Raw genomic sequence first — 17,467 nt, 5'->3', positions numbered from 1 at the left:
TTACACGGTAGTTCATGGTACACAGGCTTTTATTCTTGATGCTGCTTTTATTAGGAAACTCTCATCTTTGTGGTGCGGAGTTTGCCAAAGAGGGCACTGCGTTTCTGCAAAAATACTGCATCAGTTGCCATGGTGAAAAGAAACAGAGTGCGGAACTGGCACTACATACGATTGTAGATGAAAAAAGCCTGTTGGCCGCACGCAAAAAAATGGGCAGTGTGCAGCGGGTGCTGCACGCAGGCGAAATGCCACCAAAAAATCGACCCCAGCCCACCGTGGCAGAGCGGGAAGAGTTTCTGAAACTCGTGAAAACCACTTTTGAGCTGGCCGACCGCAATGCCAAGCCCGATCCCGGGCAGGTAACGGTGCGTCGTCTCAACAAGGTGGAGTATGCCAATACCGTGCGTGATCTGGTGGGTATCGATTTCAATCCCGCCGAAGATTTTCCTGCAGATGACATCGGCTACGGTTTCGACAACATTGGCGATGTTTTGACCGTTTCACCGGTATTGTTTGAACGGTATCTTGCTGCGGCAGAATCGATCATGTCGAGGGCAATTATCGTCAACCCACCGAAATCGCCAGAGCGCTATCAGGCGGGGAAATATCTGGAACCAGGTACCGATCCGAGCAAGATTGGGAAGTTCCGAGCGATCAATAAAGGGAATTTGAACACCCCTTACCGCCTGACCTCAGGTGGGGAGTATCTCTTCAAATGTCGTTGTTATTCGCAAACTCCCGGCAGCAAAGAACTTACGGCGAAAATTACGATTAATGGCAAAGAAATTAAAACCGTTATGGTGCCCGCAGGTGATGAGAAAAAACCAACCGTGCTGGAACTGCCACTGACTCTGCCCAAAGGGGAGCACCGTGTTGCGGTACAGTTGGTGGATGAGGCACCGGACATAACGCTGCATGTGGAATGGTTTTACCTGAAGGGACCAATGGACACCCGCCCAGAAACACAACAGAAATTGCTAGCAGTCGACCCCACGTGGGCTACCGACAAGCACGTGGAAAAAATAATGGAGAGGTTTGCCAGCCGCGCTTATCGTCGCCCCACAACACCGGATGAAGTTCAACGCTTAGTGAAACTGGTGCAGGCTATTGAGCAGCAAGGTAAGCCCCGGGAGGCAGGCTTCCAACTGGCGATGCAGGCGGTGCTGGTTTCGCCGAAGTTCTTATTCCGCATTGAGTTAGATCTTCGGCCCGACAGCAAAGATCCCCACCCCATCAGCGAATATCAACTTGCCAGTCGGCTTTCCTACTTTTTATGGGCCAGCATGCCCGATGAGGAGCTGTTTCAACTGGCCCAACGTGGGCAACTTTCCCAAAATCTGGAAGCCCAGGTAGCACGGATGTTGAAAGACCCCAAGGCGAAATCGCTAGTGGACCAGTTTGTGATGCAGTGGCTGCAGTTACAACGGCTGTACAGTTTTTCGCCTGACAGCAAACAGTTTCCCAAGTTCGATGAACGGCTGCGGTCGGCGATGATTCAGGAAACCCGCATGTTCTTTGAGGAGCTGATTCGCGAAGATCGTTCGATTCTGGATATGATTGACGGGAATTACACTTACTTAAATGGCCGACTGGCCACCCACTATGGGATTGCCGACACCAAGGGCAATCGGTGGGATAAGCGATTCAAGACGCCAGGTGCCAAAGAGATTCCCTGGGATCAATTTGTGCGGGTGGAATTGCCTCCAGGCCACCTGCGTGGGGGAATTTTAACCCACGCCAGTATTCTCACTGTTACTTCCAATCCCACGCGTACTTCACCAGTGAAACGTGGCAAGTTTGTGCTGGAACAGATCATGGGCACTCCTCCACCGCCAGCACCAGCAGATGTACCACCGTTGAAGGAAGATTCCGCCGCTGTGGCAGCAGCCTCTCTTCGGGAACGGATGATCGAACACCGCAAGAACCCAGCCTGTGCCAATTGCCACGTTAAAATGGACGATATGGGCTTTGCGTTCGAAAACTTTGATGCGGTGGGAGGTTTCCGAACCAAAGATGGCAATTTCGATATCGATCCCGCTGGCATTTTGCCAGATGGGCAGAAATTTGCGAATCCGAATGAACTGAAGACGATTCTGAAAGGGAAGCAGGACTTAATTACCCACAATCTTGCTGAGAAAATGCTCATTTATGCGATTGGACGCGGAACAGACTGGTACGACAAACGAAGTTTGGACCAAATTGTCCGCACCACCGCAAGTAAGGAACACCGATTCTCCGCACTCGTGGGTGCCATTGTCCAAAGTGATCCGTTCCGGCTGAGAAGAGGATCAGCACAGAAAGAAATGTCGCTTAATTCAGAAAAATAAAGAACTTACGAAAAATTACTCAATGAAAATATGGTGATATTATGAATATTCAAGCATTAGATCGTCGAACGGTTCTGAAAGGTATTGGTGCAGCAATTGCCATCCCCTGGCTGGAAGCAATGGCACCACAGTCGGCATGGGCGAATCCCGGCTCCGCACCCAAAATCCCGAATCGGCTGGCTTTCCTGTATGTGCCTAACGGCGTGAATATGGCTGACTGGACACCCAAAGCAGAAGGTAAGCTGTCCGCAGCCGATCTTCCAGCAATTCTTAAACCATTAGAAAAGCATTTGAATAACATCAACGTGCTGACCAATCTGACCGCAGACAAAGCACGTGCCCACGGAGATGGTGGTGGGGATCACGCACGGGCGCTGGCTGCGTTTTTGACTGGGTGCCAGCCACGGAAAACCGATGGTTTGGATATTCGGGCGGGTATCTCTGTAGACCAGGTTGCTGCAGGCCGCATTGGCCACCAGACGCGGCTTCCTTCGATTGAAATCGGGGCTGAAGGTGGGGCCATGGCAGGCAACTGCGACAGTGGTTATTCGTGCGTCTATTCATCCACCATGTCGTGGAAATCGGGCACCCAGCCATTACCAAAGGAAATTAACCCGAAGCTGGTGTTCGAACGATTGTTTGGCAATGGCAATGATGCAGCACGTGCGGAACGGGATGCCAAACGAAAGAGTATTCTCGATTTCATTAAAGAAGACTCATCAGATTTAACCCGCAAACTGGGCACCAACGATCAACGCAAGCTGAATGAGTATTTTTCTGCATTGCGAGATGTGGAAGTGCGGATTGCTCAGGCCGAAAAACTGCCACCAGTGAAGGCACCGGACCAAAAAGCCCCCACTGGTATTCCGGCAAATTATGAAGAGCACCTGCAGCTACTGGCCGATCTGCTGGTGCTGGCATTTCAGGCAGATGTCACGCGGGTGGCAACCTATGTGTTTGCGAATGAAGGCAGCAACAAACCTTACCCCTTCATTGGCGTGCGGGAAGGCCACCACGACCTGTCTCACCACGAAAACAAGCAGGAAAAGAAGGACAAAATCCGCCAGATTAATGAGTTTCACACAAAACAACTGGCCTACTTCCTGACCAGACTACAAAACACACCTGAAGGTGCTGGTACATTGCTGGATCATGCGATGGTGGCCTATGGCAGTGGGAATTCCGATGGAAATGCCCACAACCACGATAATTTACCCATCGTCATGGCTGGCCGCGCGGGTGGCAAGGTCAGCACCGGTCGCCACCTGATATATGGTAAAGAAACCCCACTGAATAATCTGTGGCTGGCACTGTTACAGCGTCTGGATGTGCAATTGGAACAACTCGGCGACAGCACCGGGATTCTGAATGGGTTGAATTAATATCCCTTACGGGACAACGGGTTAGGTCCAGGCGGTTTCCATCACGGTTTTGTCGTAGGGTCGCAAGTGGAAATTTGTCGATACCAATTGCCCTTCGACAGCACCACAGCATCTATCAAACAGTCTTTTGATCGTTATTTTCAGAAAATCATCGAAATAATTGGCATTGTCGTAATTGCTTACAAATCAAAGACTTACGACAAAAGTAATACGTGTAAGTGATCTCATTTTTCACAAAAATTGACACTGAACAAAATTTACATGGATATATTAATATGTGCATGGAAATAATTTCATGCTTTTTTGGCATATGGTCGTCGCGGCTCAGTATACATGGGGTAGCACAAAAGAATCCAGCGTTCCGTTGAGGTATGCCCAAAGACGCAAAAACCCTACAGTGTAATTCGTTTGAACCTGTGAACGTGATATAATGCCAGATTGTTCCAAATGACTTTAGCAGGAAAGTAAATCTTTCCCAGGCGTGAGATGGCTTTACCGATTGTTGCAATTGTAGGACGCCCCAACGTGGGCAAATCGTCGTTGTTCAACTGGCTGACAGGGAAACGAATCAGCATCGTTGACCCCACCGCTGGCGTGACACGCGATCGGGTGTCGTACATGGTGGAAGCCAGTGGACGTTTCTTCGAACTGTTCGATACCGGGGGGATTGGCATTGTCGATTCCGATGAGTTATCGGCCGATGTGGAACGCCAGATTAATACGGCCATCGATGTCGCAGATGTAATTCTGTTCGTGACCGATGCCCGCACAGGTATTGTGGCACTGGATGAAGTTGTTGTAGAACAGTTGCGGCAACTCAAAAAACCGATCATCTGTGTGGTGAATAAGTGCGATACAGAAGTGATTGAATCGAACGCGTACGATTTTCACCGATTTGGCTTTGATCCGGTGGTTCCTGTCAGTGCGGAACAGGATCGTGGTGCGTACGATCTACTGGAAGCAATTCTGGCAAAGCTGCCACCGGATACTGAAGAATCCCCGAGCGATGTTTCGCTGAAATTAGCGATTGTGGGCAAACGCAACGCAGGCAAAAGCACGTTTATCAACGCCCTGGCGGAAGAAGACAGGGTGATTGTCAGCGAGATTCCTGGCACAACGCGGGACAGCGTGGATGTGCGGTTTGAGCGGGATGGCAAAACCATCATTGCTATTGATACTGCCGGTGTGCGGCACAAAAGCAGCCTGGCCAACAGCATCGAATTTTACAGCATGGCACGTGCAGAACGATCGATCCGCCGGGCCGATGTGGTGATGATGTTTTTTGATGCCACCGTGCCAATTGGTCGGATCGATAAACAATTGACAGGCTATATTCTGGATCACATGAAGCCGGCAATCTTCGTATTCAACAAATGGGATCTGGTGGTGAATCAGGTTTCATCCGAAGAATTTGGTGATTACACCTCGAAGATGTTTCCCATGCTCGATTATGTGCCGTTGGCATTTATTACGGCAAAAGAAGGGAAAAATGTGCACCGCCTGCTGAACCTTGCCCAGCACCTGCATAAGCAGGCACAGATGCGGGTGACCACCGGGGAACTTAACCGAGTGCTCCGGGCTGCTATTGAACAGAACCCACCTGCACAAAAAGCGAAACGCCAGCCGAAGATCTATTTTGCTTCTCAGGTGGCTGTGCAGCCACCCACCATTGTGCTGTTTACTAACGGCCCCGATTTGTTTGACGAACCCTATCAGCGGTATTTGCTGGGGTACTTCCGCAAACACCTGCCATTTGCAGAAGTGCCGATCAAACTGGATTTTCGCCACCGCAGCACTATTGCTGGGAAAGGCAACAAAATGCCTGCGATGGACGATGTGTTTTCCACGAAAGCAGAAAAGGAAACTGCGGCAGGGACTGAAAGCAAAAAGAAGCCACGCCCCCCTAAAAAGAGTAAAAAATCCGAATTGTGGGATGTCTGATGATTCAAAAAATCCTCTTATCAATCACAACATTTTTTGCCACATTTCTTTGTTCGTGGGCGGCACCACCGAATCCGAATCGTATCGAATGTGACCTGCTCATTGTCGGTGGTACAGAATCTGGCTGTGCAGCAGCACTTCAGGCCGCACGGATGGGTGTGAAGCACATTGTGCTGGTAAACGATACCAGGTGGCTCGGTGGGCAGTTTTCATCAGAAGCATTAGGAGCAATTGATGAAAACCGTGGCCGCACCGGAACGAACGATACACCTTTCCCACGCTCGGGATTGTTTCTCGAAGTGATTCAACGGATTGAAAAGAAGAATTTCGAAAAGTACGGTGTCGCACGCCCAGGCAATACTGTGGTGAAGAATACTGTGCTGCCACACGATGCGGCAGAGATTTTCAATGAAATGCTTCAACCCTACAGCGAAAGCGGACAGATCAGGATCTTATCTGCATTCCAGCCTGTTAAATGTTTCGTTGATCAGGATCAATTGTTGGGAGTTCACTTTCAGGAGTTGGGTGATTCCAGCACTCCATCCACCGTTTCTGTGCATGCAACAATCACTATTGATGCCAGCGACTGGGGTGATGTGATTCGATTGTCAAAAGCGGGGCATCGCTGTGGGCCAGAATTAAAGAGCGAGTTTCAGGAACCAACCGCTCCCACTGATCGTGAAACGTACCCACTGACAGATATGAATCCGATCAACTGGGGACTGGTAATTGAAGAGACCGATCAGGAAGCAGTAATCCCAAAGCCGGATCGGTACGATGAAAGGCGCTACTTGATGGCCACCGCACTGACCTATGATGACTGGACGAAGGTGGGCTGGAAACACCCACGACTATTTGGCAAAGGGTTCCCAATGCCGGATCGAATTTACACCGGCAGACGGTTGCTAGATGCGAAAAAATACGACCTGAAAACGAAGCACGATATGATTTTGATCAACATCCCGCCGATCAATTATCCCCTGGATCACCTCCCACTACACGTGGTCGATGAGTTGGAAAAATTAAGCAAAGGATCTTCAAAAAAGAACATTGCTGAAATGACACGTGCGGAGCGGGATGTCATCTATCGCGATTGCCAATTGCATACTCTCGGCTACTTATACCACTTGCAGACAACAGTTTACGAGCGATCTACACCCCAGCAGCGGGCACAGGTCAACTTTCGTAAGTTTCGCCTGCCCGATTATTTTGGTACAGCCAACAAGTTGCCACCGAAGCCCTATTTGCGGGAATCGTTGCATTTGAAGGCACAATACATCATGAAGGAACAGGACACGCTGAAAACGGATCGAGCGAAAGACCAGTATGCCACAGTGATGTATGAAGATGGCATCGCTTGCTGGCAATTCGAGTATGATTTTCATCCCACGGGGCGGGCATTTCACCCCACGTTGGGTACGGCAGGACCTTGGGAATGTTATGGCAAGCCCGGCCGAGGCTGGGGACCATATAGCGACCGTGCTCTGTTACCTATCCGCAGCATGATACCAGAAAAACTGGATCGTCTGATTGCGGCCCAGAAAAACCTGGGTTATACCAGCATTGTCAGCAGTGCCGTGCGGTTGCACGATCAATCAATGATGATTGGTCAATCTGCAGGTGCTACGTCAGCAACGGGTATCGAACAGCAATTACCACTGCAGAAAATCTATCAGTCACCGAAGGCGTTAAATCGCATTCGCAGCAGTCTGTGCAGTCCCACTGGGGGGCAACCATTGGTTATCTGGCCATTCGCTGATCTTCAACCAGACGATGTGGGCTTTGCTGCTGCCAACATGCTGGCAATGAATCGCCTGATCCCATTGAATCGCACAGAAGTAAATATTCAGCCGAAACTGTCAGCCGATTTGCAATGGATGAGAAAACTGCTTGAACATGCACAGGGTAAATTGCCCAAAAACGCAAAAGTACTCACGATGCCAGCAACAACCCCGCAAACAACTCGTGGGGAATACCTGAAGGCGTGGTACGATCTCCTCCGCCAGAATTTCGATCTACCAGTATTGAAATAATGCATGACCGGTTACATTGCATCTGGGACAAAAGCATGACACCACTTTTCAAAAAGTTGAACCTGGGCACCCACCGTACAATGCTGGTGGTCAATGCCCCAGATAGCTTCGAAAAAGAACTGCAGGCCTTGGAAGAGGTTGTGATCGATCGACTTCCAGAGCAACTGGAACAATTCCATTTTGCCATAGTGTTTGCCAGCACACTTGCAGAAGTAGAAACTGTTGCAGGCTGGCTTGGCAAAGCCAGCACCGATGCCATTCTGTGGATTTGCTATCCCAAAGGAAGTTCGAAACGCTACCAATGCGAATTTCATCGCAATACAGGCTGGGCAGCACTGGGTGCTGTGGGCTGGGAACCTGTCCGCCAGGTGGCAGTTGATGAAGACTGGTCGGCACTCCGATTTCGAAAGCTGGAAAATATCGCAAAATTTACTCGAAGCGAAGAGAACGCCATCAGTGAAGGTGGGAAAGCCAAAGCAAGGCAACGCAAACCTGCTGGTACTAAAAGAAAGCATGACACAGGCCAGACTGGTTGACAGCATTCAAGTCTGTCTGGCTCGCACCAGCAATAGGCCCTTAGTTCAGTTTGGTTGCACGGATCAATGCAATTTTCACGATAGCAACGTCCATAGTTTTTGGTTTGGCATTTTCATCAAACCCATTGGCTTCGACAACCTCATCAGCAAGACGAATCAACATGTAATCACCAGAAGCAAGACTGCGTGTCACCTTCACGGTCCGTTCGGTATCATGAGGTTGTACTTCTACCAGATTCCCGATACCACCCAGCTTATTGGTACTGATTCCCATGCCAATACTCAATTGGCGAGGTCGTTCATTTGTCAGATCGGAATAGGTAGCTGTTAATTTGATGTTGTCTTTTTTTTCCAATACAGGCTGCAGAGTGAACCGTGATCCTGTTTGTACCTTTGTGATCTTAGGCTTCAGGAAAAAGCCATGGGTAGTAATCATGAATTGTACATTCGAAAGCCGTTTGTCCTGACTGCCAACAAAAACTTCCCCTTCCTTTCCAGCAGAGACAACAAGTTTCGGAGCTGACAATCGAATAATATTCTTCGAATTCCAGTGTTCAGAAGTTGCATCCACTTGATTGCGGGTCAAAGTTGTACACGTCTTGTGAGGAAACATGTTCAATGTTTTTTCGATCTTTTTCCATTCCTCATGCGGGAATTGAAATACTTGACATTCTATTGTGACCTGATTCTCGATCATTTCAGGTGTGCTCTTTGCGAGCTTACCAGAAAACATCGATAGTGCGATCATGATTGCGGCGTACATCTTTCTCTCCATAACTTGAGATAGTGTGCCAATAACGATTAATCGCAAAAAGGTCAATGCCAGCGAAAACCGTTAAAACAACGCTGCACCATTGGCCATTTTCCATGCCATTGGGGGCCGAGGATCTTCTATAATGCAGGAGAAGAAAATTATTCGGAATGAACCTGATGCAACCTCTTTCCCGCAGAGCTCTCCTACGTGGTGCTGGTGCTGCACTGGCGTTACCTTTTCTCGATGCCATGTTGCCGAAATTGCAGTCGGCACCATCCACATTCAAACCATGGCCAAAATCTCAGGTCAGCAATGTCCCACGGATGATTTGTTGTTACGTGCCCAACGGTGTGAACATTCTGCAGTGGGTGCCGAAAGATACCGGTGCCAATTACACGCTTTCTCCCACGCTGGAAGTGCTGAAAGAGTTTCGCAACGACTTCACCGTGTGCACTGGGCTGGGTCACCCTGCTTCCGAAGGTGGTCACAGTGGGGCAGATACCTGGTTGACTGCTGCCTACCTGAAAGCAAAGCCGGGTGCTGATTACACTAATACGATTTCTGCGGATCAGATTGCCGCAGATTTCCATGGCAAACATACCCGCTTTTCTTCGCTACAACTTGGCGACATGAGTGGCACGGGTAGTGCGGGGCATTCGCACACGCTCTCTTTTGACATCACAGGCGTGCCACAACCATCTGAAAATTCCCCACGCCGTCTGTTTGAGCGGCTGTTTGTACCAGAAACTGCCAAAGATCGCGAAGCATTACTGTTGCGTTACCAGCAGCGGCGGTCGATTCTGGACGATCTTGCGTCTGAAACTGCCGCACTGAACAAGAAGCTGGGTATCACGGATCGACGCAAACTGGATGAATATCTTGCCAGTGTGCGGGCCACCGAAAAGCAGATTGAACGGATGCAACGCTGGATGGATATTCCGAAACCCAAGGTGGGTGATACCGGTTTGCAGTTAAACAGCCAGCCAATGAATGGCCATGATCGCCCAATGTGGCTGGATGTGATGCTGGAGCTGAGCTACCTGGCATTCATTACCGATACCACGCGGGTGATTACCTTTGAATGGAGCCGCGAAGCAGGTGGTTACGGCGGCGGTGGGGAAAACCATCATGAACTTTCCCACCACGGTGGGGATGCAGGGATGTTGCAGAAACTTGCTGCAATTAACCGCTTTCACCTTGAACGGCTAGGCCGCTTCATGGGGATGTTGAAATCGACTGCTGAAGGCGAAGGCAACATGCTGGATAACACCACGATTATGTTTGGTTCCGGTATGAACAGTGGCACCGGTGGGGAACATTCACCGAAAAATCTGCCACTGCTCGTGGCAGGTGGGCATCGTCTGGGGATGAAACTTGGACAGCACCTGGCATTCCCTATTGAAAAACACCCACCCATGTCCAACGTGCTGTTAAGCATGTTACAAAAAATGGGTATCGAAACAGATCGCTTTGCCGACAGCACCAGCACACTCAGTGGCCTGGTATAATCTGCAAGCAAGTCCCAACGATTTCTCTACGCTGGCTGCAGTGGGCAGATCATCTGCTGCAAGAAGCGATGATATTCCTCTTTCATCGGCAAATGATCTTCCGTTCGAATCCGCTTCCGGCGTGCAGTGGTCGTCTCGTTAGTCTTGCGATTCACAGCAATTTTATCGTATTGCTCCCACAGTAGACCCACCCCACGTTTTTGCCAGTGGGGCAGATCATTAAAGTTAATCCCATACTCAAACAACAACTCGTTCTTTTGACGAGTTGATCGACCAAGTAGCTCGGATGTTGCCTGAGCAACACTGAGCCCTTCTTTCCGGAGTGTCCAATAGCACCAGGCGTTCAGGGCATTGCGGGCAGCATCTTCCTGTCGCCAGCGAAAATAATCCAGAACCAGTTCGATGCTGGGCATTTGTGAAATCCGGCAGTCGAAACTGGCCGGTTGTCCAAGTTTCAGAGAAAACTGTGCACTCGCCTCACCAGCCAACGTCGAGTGGTATTTGCGAAGCTTTCTGCCAAACAATTGCTCATCCGGATCAAAAAGCAGTGAAATTTCGTCGCTTTCGGTGTAAGCGTAACGCACCTGAAAGCCACATGTCATCAGTGCTTCTGTCGTGGCGACCATCAAATCGCGGAATCGCACATCAAATGGTGCTTCAAAATCGCAAATTTCTTTGGTCAACCGGGTAAAACTACGACCATCCAGTCGAGCAATCATGTACATGCCAGGCAGCACGCACATGTCGGCAGCGGTTTCAAAAACGCGCATTTTCCTGTCGAGATCATCAAACTTCATCGGTCCATTCCTCAACCACAAAACCTGTGCTGGTGAGTTGCACATACTTCAGCGTGTCAAATCCTTCCGAATAACTGGGCAATACCAGCTTTCCGGACGTAGCAAGCAAAGCGACCACTGGAACCGGATTCGGGCGATGCTGGTTCCGTTCCAAACAGTCAGCGATGCGGGATTGAAAATAGTACCCCACTACCGTGAATCCAGCTTCTTTCGCATCCTTGAGATATCGCCCACGATCTGCCAGCATGGGGTTGGTATTATCCACCACAAATGGCTGGTTTGTTTCCAGACACATTGCCAACAAGCGCTTTTCGCGGTGCCGTGTTTTCAGGAGGTCCAGGCTGATCCGTACGTGCGACGTGAAAAATCGTTCTTTGTAATAGCTCGATTTTCCCGAAGCCTGCAGACCAATAAAGAGAACCGCCTCCATGACTTTCCTTCCCGTTTTTCCCTTTCATCACGTGGATAACTCACCGTAGATGACAGGAGTCGACTAAAAAGGTTCATGCAATGGTAAAAGGAGCCATTGAGCCTTTTCGTGGGTAGGAAAAAAGAGGTAGCGATCCAGACGGTTGTTTCTCGAAAATGTGCAATGATCCAGAAACAGAATAGTACCTGCATTCTGATGTGAGGTGTCAATTTTCTGGTAGCTGCTTAGGTTTTTCAGTCGTGGATTACCGCCTACTCGGGAATGACGGTTTTCGGAAGGTACGAATAACTGAATACCCGTTTGGGTTTTCTGCCGTTACTGGCAAATCAGCCACTACTTTTTGTTGCTGAGATCGCGCTTCAACGCTTCGAGTTGTTTGATCAAAGAATCGATTCGGGCTTCCACACTGGGCATCCGTGGGGAACGCTCACGGCTCCTTCCTGGGCTGAAACTGGGTGGGCCACCACGACCGGACATCCCAAAGCCACCACGCCCAGGTCCACCTGGACCGAACATACCGAAACCCCGCCCTGGTCCACCCGGACGCCTATCGGTGCTGGGGCCACGATCACGGGTGCGGTCACCTTCCCCCATGCGGTTTGAAAGTTCTTTCCGCATTTGTTCGACCATCTTGCGAAGTTCCTCGAAGTTCCGGTCTTCCAGGTTACCACCACGCATTGGTGGACCTTTTTTCTCTTCTGCACGCCCTTCGGGTCTGGGTTCTTTTTTGTCGTCCGACTTGCGGAAGAATTGCATCCGCTCTTCAATTTCCTTCCGTAATTTGGCCATATCTTCTTGTGATCTGGGTGCCATCGGGCCTTTGAAACCGGGTCCCATTGGCCCAAATCCTGGTCCTTTGGGGCCTTTGGAATCAGGTCCTCTGTTGCTTTCTTTTGCAGGTGGCATGGGATTACGCTTCGCTTCCGCGGCATTACGTAGTGCTTCTTCTGCCCGCTTCAACTGTGCTCTGGTCGAATCCAGATTCTGTTCAAGCCGCTTGATTTCTTCCCGAAGGCGATCAGCATCGCCACGTGGTTGGGCATTGGCACCCACACCGATCAGTACCGCAAGGGCACCGCTTAATAACAACTTAGACATGGAAACCTCTTCTGTGGAAAATTGTCTTACTCAGTACTGTACTGTCTGCACCACAGCACGTGGGACAATTTAAATAATCGCTTGAATGTTATATCGTTCTTCCAAAGCTACTTTTCAGATGATAACATGCTTCATGTGTTTAAATTTTGTTAAAATATCTTTTAGCACTTGTGGAGATATTCTACTTCAAGAGGACGCCCTGTGCATGTGGTTGATACATGGAACTACTTTGCAAAGAGCAAAGGGTATCATCGAGAATGAGCCCGATTTTATTTCAAAGAACCTGGAGATCAAGACCAGTTGTCGTGTGATTTTTTCCAACACTCCTGCAGAACAATGGGTGGAGCTATCACACAGCAACCAGGATTGTAAGAAAATATCTGGTTATCCGCACAGCAATCGCTTGATTTTCGAAATAAATTGCGTGACTTTTATTCCATGAATGCAGACAATGCAGCTAGCGGCAGCGTAGCAAATTAACCAGCAAGCTGGGTGATTCAGGAGTATTACTGTGGACGACCAGACACGTCGATCGTTTTTCGAAAACGTATACACCGCAATGGCTGGGCTGGGTGTAATGCACCTTTCTGGTGCATTACATGCCAAAGAAAACCCAACCTGGAAGCCAGGCACCACCCACCATCCCGCGAAAGCGAAGCGGGTGCTGCAGATCTTCTGCCCAGGAGCAGCTTCCCACATTGACCTGTGGGATTACAAGCCAGAATTGCTGAAACGCCATGGTCAGGCGATGCCCGGCCAGGAAAAACTGGTTTCATTTCAAGGCCCCAATGGACCTCTGATGCGCAGTCCGTGGGATTTTGTCCCTTGTGGGCAATCGGGCAAGCATATTTCCAGCCTGCTACCCAACATGGCAAAACATGTGGACGACATGGCATTTATCCATTCCATGACATCGAAAAGCAACACCCACGGCCCGGGGTGCATCTTCATGAATACTGGCCACGTTTCAGAAGGCTTTCCGGCCGCAGGTGCGTGGGTAAGCTATGCGCTTGGTTCGATGAATGATAACCTGCCCACGTATGTTGCCCTGGTTGACACGCGGGGCGAGCCACCGAACGGGAAAGCAAACTGGTCCAACGGGTTTTTGCCAGCCACCTACCAGGGGATTGAAATGGCAGCCCACATGCCGGTGCGAAATCTGCAGCCACCAGCGGGGTTTACCGCGAAAGATCAGGATGCGGTAAGAGATCTGCTAAGCACGTTGAACAAAAATCATGCAGCCGCAGACCCTGGCCATACGGAACTGCAGGCACGCATGGCTGCGTACGAGTTAGCAGCGAAAATGCAGTTATCGGCTCCCGAAGTGATGGATTTGACGCGGGAAACCGCCAAAACTCATGAAGCCTACGGCACCACCGATGGGAATAAATATAAGGCAGCGTATGCTAAAAACTGCCTTCTGGCACGCCGTTTGCTAGAAAAAGGTGTTCGCTATGTCAACCTTTACTGTGCGTCGCGTGCGTCTGGTGTCGATGGGCTGCTCAATTGGGATGCCCACAAGACGTTGAAAGCCGATTATGAGCGGCACTGCCCGATTTTCGACCAGCCGACAGCCGCACTGCTGTCCGATTTGAAGCAAACGGGTTTGCTGGAAGACACGCTGGTGCTCTGGACAACCGAATTTGGCCGGATGCCCACCCAACAGTTGAAAACACCCGGTCGAGACCACAATCCGGATGGGTTTACCTGCTGGATGATGGGTGCGGGCGTTCGTGGGGGCGTTTCCCACGGTGCAACAGACGAATTTGGTCGAAAGTCGGTTGAATCCGTATCCACCGTGTGGGATTTTTACGCCACCGTGCTGCACCTGCTGGGCTTTGAGCACACCCGCCTGACCTGGCGTTACAATGGCCTGGATCGTCGCCTGACCGATGTACACGGAAACCTGATCAAGACCGTCATTCGATAGCACCGATTGAAATCCCGGTTCTATAATACTGGAAAATATTTCCGCTAACTTGTTACAATTGAGTTACATTCAGGAATACGGCGATGCCAACTTACGATTATGTGTGCGATGGCTGTGGACATCGGTTTGAAGAATTTCAATCGTTCAGTGCGGATACCTTAAAAACATGCCCCAAGTGCAATGAAGACAAATTGCGACGCCTGTTTGGAACTGGTGCTGCGATTCTCTTCAAAGGTTCCGGATTTTACGAAACTGATTACCGCAGCGAAGGTTACAAAGATTCTGCGAAAGCGGACACCCCACCTGCGGCCAGTGATAAACCTGCAGCACCCGCCACGCCACCTGCCGCACCTGCAACCGGTGGCTCCAGTGACAGTAAATCATGAAAAAGTCGATGAACAAGTGCGACATTTGTGACTTGCCCATGCCCGGGCCGATGAACGAGTGGCCTGAATACCCGTTTTGCTCCAAACGTTGCCGCACCATTGATCTGGGTCGGTGGCTGGGGGAATCGTACCGCTTCAGCTCGGAACCTGTCGATCAATCCACGATCGATGAATCCCACGATTCGGATACCTGATGCCATGGAACAATTTCTGATCGATGGGTACAACCTGCTGCATGCAATCGGTACTCGCATCGATGAAAAGGCGGGGCAATCTGGCCTGCACCGTGCCCGAGAAGAGATGCTTTCCTGGATCGCAGACCATCTTTCGGGCAAACAGTGGGAAATTCGTATCGTTTTCGATGCACAGAACTCTTACGGTGGGGCCAGAGAAACCACCCGATTTGGGATGCGGGTGATTGTCGTGCACGGCAGTTGCGCCGATTCTTACATCGAAGAAGAATTGAGCCATCTGCGCACACCTGAAAAATGGACCGTTGTATCGAACGACAGGCGGGTTCGGGATGCTGCCCATATCCACGGTGCCAGACAGGTCAGATGTCAGGGGTTTGTCGATCTGCTGCTATCAAATCCCCCACCAGCGGACGAGTTGCCTGCAGATATTGAAAAAGAAATTCCAGATACTTCACCAGAACTTGAACAGGAATTGCTGGCGGCTTTTTCGCAGAAATCCCAGCCGCACCGACGTAACAAACGCACTTCAAAATAACTGAAAATCAACCCTGCCTAAGACTCTCGACGCTTTTCAAAACAACAACACCAATTAATTGATGAATCAGCAAGTGAAGACTAAGTAACTTAAACAAAAGTAACTTTCATATAAGATATTGGTGCTGTACTGCTTTTGTGGGTGCCACCGATGATCGACTATTTTCAACGCTTGTTTCGTTATGCTGCCTGGGCTAACAGGCGAATCTGTGCCACCTTGCGTGCCACACCAGAGGCACTGCCAGATGGGGGCCCGCTTTTTTCGCATGTGCTTGCTGCCGAAGAAGTTTGGTTAAGTCGACTCTTGCAGCGACCATCTCTTTTGCAGGTATGGCCTACATTGACGCTGGACGAATGCGAGCAATGGATTGTGAACAACGAGAACGGCTATCAGGAATATCTCAGCAGTATTACGAATGAGCAATTGAGTAACACGCTGAACTTTCGTAACTTTGCTGGGCAGGAATTTGTCCACCCGATCGCGGATATTCTGACGCACGTGGTGACGCACGGTGGGTATCATCGTGGGCAGGTGGCAAAAATCACTGGCAGGTCCGGTGGCACCACGCCCAGCACTGATTTTATTATGTTTGTTCGGGAAGGATTCTGAAAACAGGTTTTTAGCAAATACCTGCCCATAGGAACTGATTCATGATCCTGCGTTTATTAATGATTCGACATGCAGAAGCCGTCGATCCTGCCCTTACCCAGGGAATTGACGGGGAACGTTACCTGACCGAAACAGGAATTGCCCAGTCCCGCGCGGTTGCAGGCTTTCTGGCAAAGCACCACCTGATCCCAAGTTACGTGGGGAGCAGTCCGCTCGTGCGTGCAGTCCAGACAGCCGATATTCTGGCCAGTACCTGGGGAATTGAAGGACCCCACCGTGTCGTGCTGCCCACGCTCGATCTGAATGGCGACAATAAAGAGATGGCGGGTGAAATATCCACGAGCGTGCAGGAGTCTGCGGCACTCGTGGGCCACGAACCCACGATCAGTCGTTTTGTGGCCTGGCTGATTGGCAATGCGGGTGTTCGAATCCACTACAAAAAAGCTGCAATTGCGTTGCTGGATTGCCAGTTGCCACTGCAAAAAGGCTGTGGAAAACTTCGTATGTTGCTGCCACCAGAATTTCTGGAATGAATATAATATTTTTATCGCAGGTCGGATGGGTAGTCGCTGCTGGTGAATGGCCAGGAGAGGAAAGTCCGGGCTTCGCAGAGCAGAGTGATGGATAACGTCCACCGCAACTAGCCTGATTTCGGCGAATTGGGAGTGGTTGCAGGGAAAGTGCAACAGAAAGGATACCGCCACCGTTGGCAACAACAGTGGTAAGGGTGAAATGGTGGGGGAAGCAATTCCTGAAAGTAAGAGCCCACCAGCAATCAGGCGACTGATTGGCTCGGCAAACCCCACTCGAAGCAAGGCCAAACAGAGGGGAGAACCTGCTCGGTTCATTTGACTCTCGGGTAGGCTGCTCGACCCACCTGGCAACAGATGGGCTAGATAAATGACTACTGCCAGGCTTGCCTGGTACAAAACCCGGCTTACATTCCGGCCTGCGAAGCCGATATTTCTGATTTCTGTTTAATGCAATTTACCCGCTGTTGCCCAAAA

The 17,467-nt window shown here is 50.1% G+C and carries 16 protein-coding genes and 1 other RNA gene; 13 read left to right on the top strand and 4 right to left on the bottom strand.

Annotated features, from left to right (window positions below):
• Positions 1-38 precede the first annotated feature (38 nt).
• The 5 genes from R3B84_21085 to R3B84_21065 all read left to right on the top strand — a co-directional run bounded on the left by R3B84_21085 (position 39) and on the right by R3B84_21065 (position 8,219).
• Positions 39-2,327 (top strand): DUF1592 domain-containing protein, encoded by a 2,289-nt coding sequence (locus tag R3B84_21085; GenBank protein MEZ6143066.1) that lies wholly within the window; start codon positions 39-41, stop codon positions 2,325-2,327.
• A 41-nt stretch (positions 2,328-2,368) separates the two neighbouring features.
• Positions 2,369-3,709 carry a DUF1552 domain-containing protein gene (locus R3B84_21080; protein ID MEZ6143065.1) on the top strand — a complete coding sequence of 447 codons (1,341 nt, stop codon included), beginning with the start codon at positions 2,369-2,371 and terminating at the stop codon, positions 3,707-3,709.
• A gap of 486 nt (positions 3,710-4,195) precedes the next feature.
• Entirely contained in the window at positions 4,196-5,650 is a 1,455-nt protein-coding gene (der, locus tag R3B84_21075; protein MEZ6143064.1) for a ribosome biogenesis GTPase Der, read from the top strand.
• Positions 5,650-7,683 carry an FAD-dependent oxidoreductase gene (locus R3B84_21070; protein MEZ6143063.1) on the top strand — a complete coding sequence of 678 codons (2,034 nt, stop codon included), beginning with the start codon at positions 5,650-5,652 and terminating at the stop codon, positions 7,681-7,683. Before der ends, R3B84_21070 begins: the two co-directional genes overlap by 1 nt.
• Positions 7,684-7,718: 35 nt before the next feature.
• Positions 7,719-8,219 (top strand): hypothetical protein, encoded by a 501-nt coding sequence (locus R3B84_21065; protein MEZ6143062.1) that lies wholly within the window; start codon positions 7,719-7,721, stop codon positions 8,217-8,219.
• 40 nt (positions 8,220-8,259) lie between these two features.
• Here the strand turns inward: R3B84_21065 and R3B84_21060 are convergent, their stop codons facing one another.
• Positions 8,260-9,030, bottom strand: coding sequence for a hypothetical protein (locus R3B84_21060; protein ID MEZ6143061.1), 771 nt, complete (start codon positions 9,028-9,030; stop codon positions 8,260-8,262).
• Positions 9,031-9,149: 119 nt separating this feature from the next.
• Here R3B84_21060 and R3B84_21055 point away from each other — a divergent pair, with 119 nt between their 5' ends.
• Positions 9,150-10,481 (top strand): DUF1552 domain-containing protein, encoded by a 1,332-nt coding sequence (locus R3B84_21055; GenBank protein ID MEZ6143060.1) that lies wholly within the window; start codon positions 9,150-9,152, stop codon positions 10,479-10,481.
• A gap of 26 nt (positions 10,482-10,507) precedes the next feature.
• Here R3B84_21055 and R3B84_21050 read toward each other — a convergent pair whose 3' ends face one another.
• The 3 genes from R3B84_21050 to R3B84_21040 all read right to left on the bottom strand — a co-directional run bounded on the left by R3B84_21050 (position 10,508) and on the right by R3B84_21040 (position 12,806).
• Positions 10,508-11,278, bottom strand: coding sequence for a tRNA(His) guanylyltransferase Thg1 family protein (locus R3B84_21050; GenBank protein ID MEZ6143059.1), 771 nt, complete (start codon positions 11,276-11,278; stop codon positions 10,508-10,510).
• Positions 11,268-11,708: an ATP-binding protein gene (locus tag R3B84_21045; GenBank protein MEZ6143058.1), complete on the bottom strand. Its 441-nt coding sequence runs from the start codon at positions 11,706-11,708 to the stop codon at positions 11,268-11,270. The genes R3B84_21050 and R3B84_21045 overlap by 11 nt, the downstream gene beginning before the upstream one ends.
• A gap of 333 nt (positions 11,709-12,041) precedes the next feature.
• On the bottom strand, positions 12,042-12,806 hold the full coding sequence (locus R3B84_21040) for a hypothetical protein (protein ID MEZ6143057.1): 765 nt from the start codon (positions 12,804-12,806) through the stop codon (positions 12,042-12,044).
• Between the two features lie 511 nt (positions 12,807-13,317).
• Here R3B84_21040 and R3B84_21035 point away from each other — a divergent pair.
• From R3B84_21035 to rnpB, 7 genes are all read left to right on the top strand, one after another.
• Positions 13,318-14,736, top strand: a complete 1,419-nt coding sequence (locus tag R3B84_21035) for a DUF1501 domain-containing protein (protein MEZ6143056.1) — start codon at positions 13,318-13,320, stop codon at positions 14,734-14,736.
• 83 nt (positions 14,737-14,819) lie between these two features.
• A complete protein-coding gene (locus R3B84_21030) occupies positions 14,820-15,122 on the top strand; it encodes a zinc ribbon domain-containing protein (GenBank protein MEZ6143055.1) in 303 nt (100 codons plus the stop codon).
• A gap of 8 nt (positions 15,123-15,130) precedes the next feature.
• Positions 15,131-15,316, top strand: coding sequence for a DNA gyrase inhibitor YacG (yacG, locus tag R3B84_21025; GenBank protein MEZ6143054.1), 186 nt, complete (start codon positions 15,131-15,133; stop codon positions 15,314-15,316).
• A 4-nt stretch (positions 15,317-15,320) separates the two neighbouring features.
• The gene (locus R3B84_21020) at positions 15,321-15,851 is read left to right on the top strand and encodes an NYN domain-containing protein (protein MEZ6143053.1); all 531 of its coding nucleotides are present in this window, start codon (positions 15,321-15,323) and stop codon (positions 15,849-15,851) included.
• A gap of 150 nt (positions 15,852-16,001) precedes the next feature.
• On the top strand, positions 16,002-16,460 hold the full coding sequence (locus tag R3B84_21015) for a DinB family protein (GenBank protein ID MEZ6143052.1): 459 nt from the start codon (positions 16,002-16,004) through the stop codon (positions 16,458-16,460).
• A gap of 41 nt (positions 16,461-16,501) precedes the next feature.
• On the top strand, positions 16,502-16,993 hold the full coding sequence (locus tag R3B84_21010; GenBank protein ID MEZ6143051.1) for a histidine phosphatase family protein: 492 nt from the start codon (positions 16,502-16,504) through the stop codon (positions 16,991-16,993).
• Positions 16,994-17,010: 17 nt separating this feature from the next.
• An RNA gene (rnpB, locus tag R3B84_21005) (RNase P RNA component class A) lies at positions 17,011-17,416 on the top strand.
• Positions 17,417-17,467 lie beyond the last annotated feature (51 nt).

The sequence above is a fragment of the Zavarzinella sp. genome (genome assembly GCA_041399155.1).
Taxonomy (GTDB): Bacteria; Planctomycetota; Planctomycetia; order Gemmatales; family Gemmataceae; genus JAWKTI01.
The sequence above is the reverse complement of the archived record's forward strand: the minus strand, read 5'-3'. Positions and strand labels throughout refer to the sequence as shown.

What these genes read in the sequence shown, in the direction of transcription:
- R3B84_21085 (MEZ6143066.1), top strand. Translation starts at nt 39, where the DNA reads ATGCTGCTTTTATTAGGAAACTCTCATCTTTGTGGTGCGGAGTTTGCC.
- R3B84_21080 (MEZ6143065.1), top strand. Translation starts at nt 2,369, where the DNA reads ATGAATATTCAAGCATTAGATCGTCGAACGGTTCTGAAAGGTATTGGT.
- der (MEZ6143064.1), top strand. Translation starts at nt 4,196, where the DNA reads ATGGCTTTACCGATTGTTGCAATTGTAGGACGCCCCAACGTGGGCAAA.
- R3B84_21070 (MEZ6143063.1), top strand. Translation starts at nt 5,650, where the DNA reads ATGATTCAAAAAATCCTCTTATCAATCACAACATTTTTTGCCACATTT.
- R3B84_21065 (MEZ6143062.1), top strand. Translation starts at nt 7,719, where the DNA reads ATGACACCACTTTTCAAAAAGTTGAACCTGGGCACCCACCGTACAATG.
- R3B84_21055 (MEZ6143060.1), top strand. Translation starts at nt 9,150, where the DNA reads ATGCAACCTCTTTCCCGCAGAGCTCTCCTACGTGGTGCTGGTGCTGCA.
- R3B84_21050 (MEZ6143059.1), bottom strand. Translation starts at nt 11,278, where the DNA reads ATGAAGTTTGATGATCTCGACAGGAAAATGCGCGTTTTTGAAACCGCT.
- R3B84_21045 (MEZ6143058.1), bottom strand. Translation starts at nt 11,708, where the DNA reads ATGGAGGCGGTTCTCTTTATTGGTCTGCAGGCTTCGGGAAAATCGAGC.
- R3B84_21040 (MEZ6143057.1), bottom strand. Translation starts at nt 12,806, where the DNA reads ATGTCTAAGTTGTTATTAAGCGGTGCCCTTGCGGTACTGATCGGTGTG.
- R3B84_21030 (MEZ6143055.1), top strand. Translation starts at nt 14,820, where the DNA reads ATGCCAACTTACGATTATGTGTGCGATGGCTGTGGACATCGGTTTGAA.
- yacG (MEZ6143054.1), top strand. Translation starts at nt 15,131, where the DNA reads ATGAACAAGTGCGACATTTGTGACTTGCCCATGCCCGGGCCGATGAAC.
- R3B84_21020 (MEZ6143053.1), top strand. Translation starts at nt 15,321, where the DNA reads ATGGAACAATTTCTGATCGATGGGTACAACCTGCTGCATGCAATCGGT.
- R3B84_21015 (MEZ6143052.1), top strand. Translation starts at nt 16,002, where the DNA reads ATGATCGACTATTTTCAACGCTTGTTTCGTTATGCTGCCTGGGCTAAC.
- R3B84_21010 (MEZ6143051.1), top strand. Translation starts at nt 16,502, where the DNA reads ATGATCCTGCGTTTATTAATGATTCGACATGCAGAAGCCGTCGATCCT.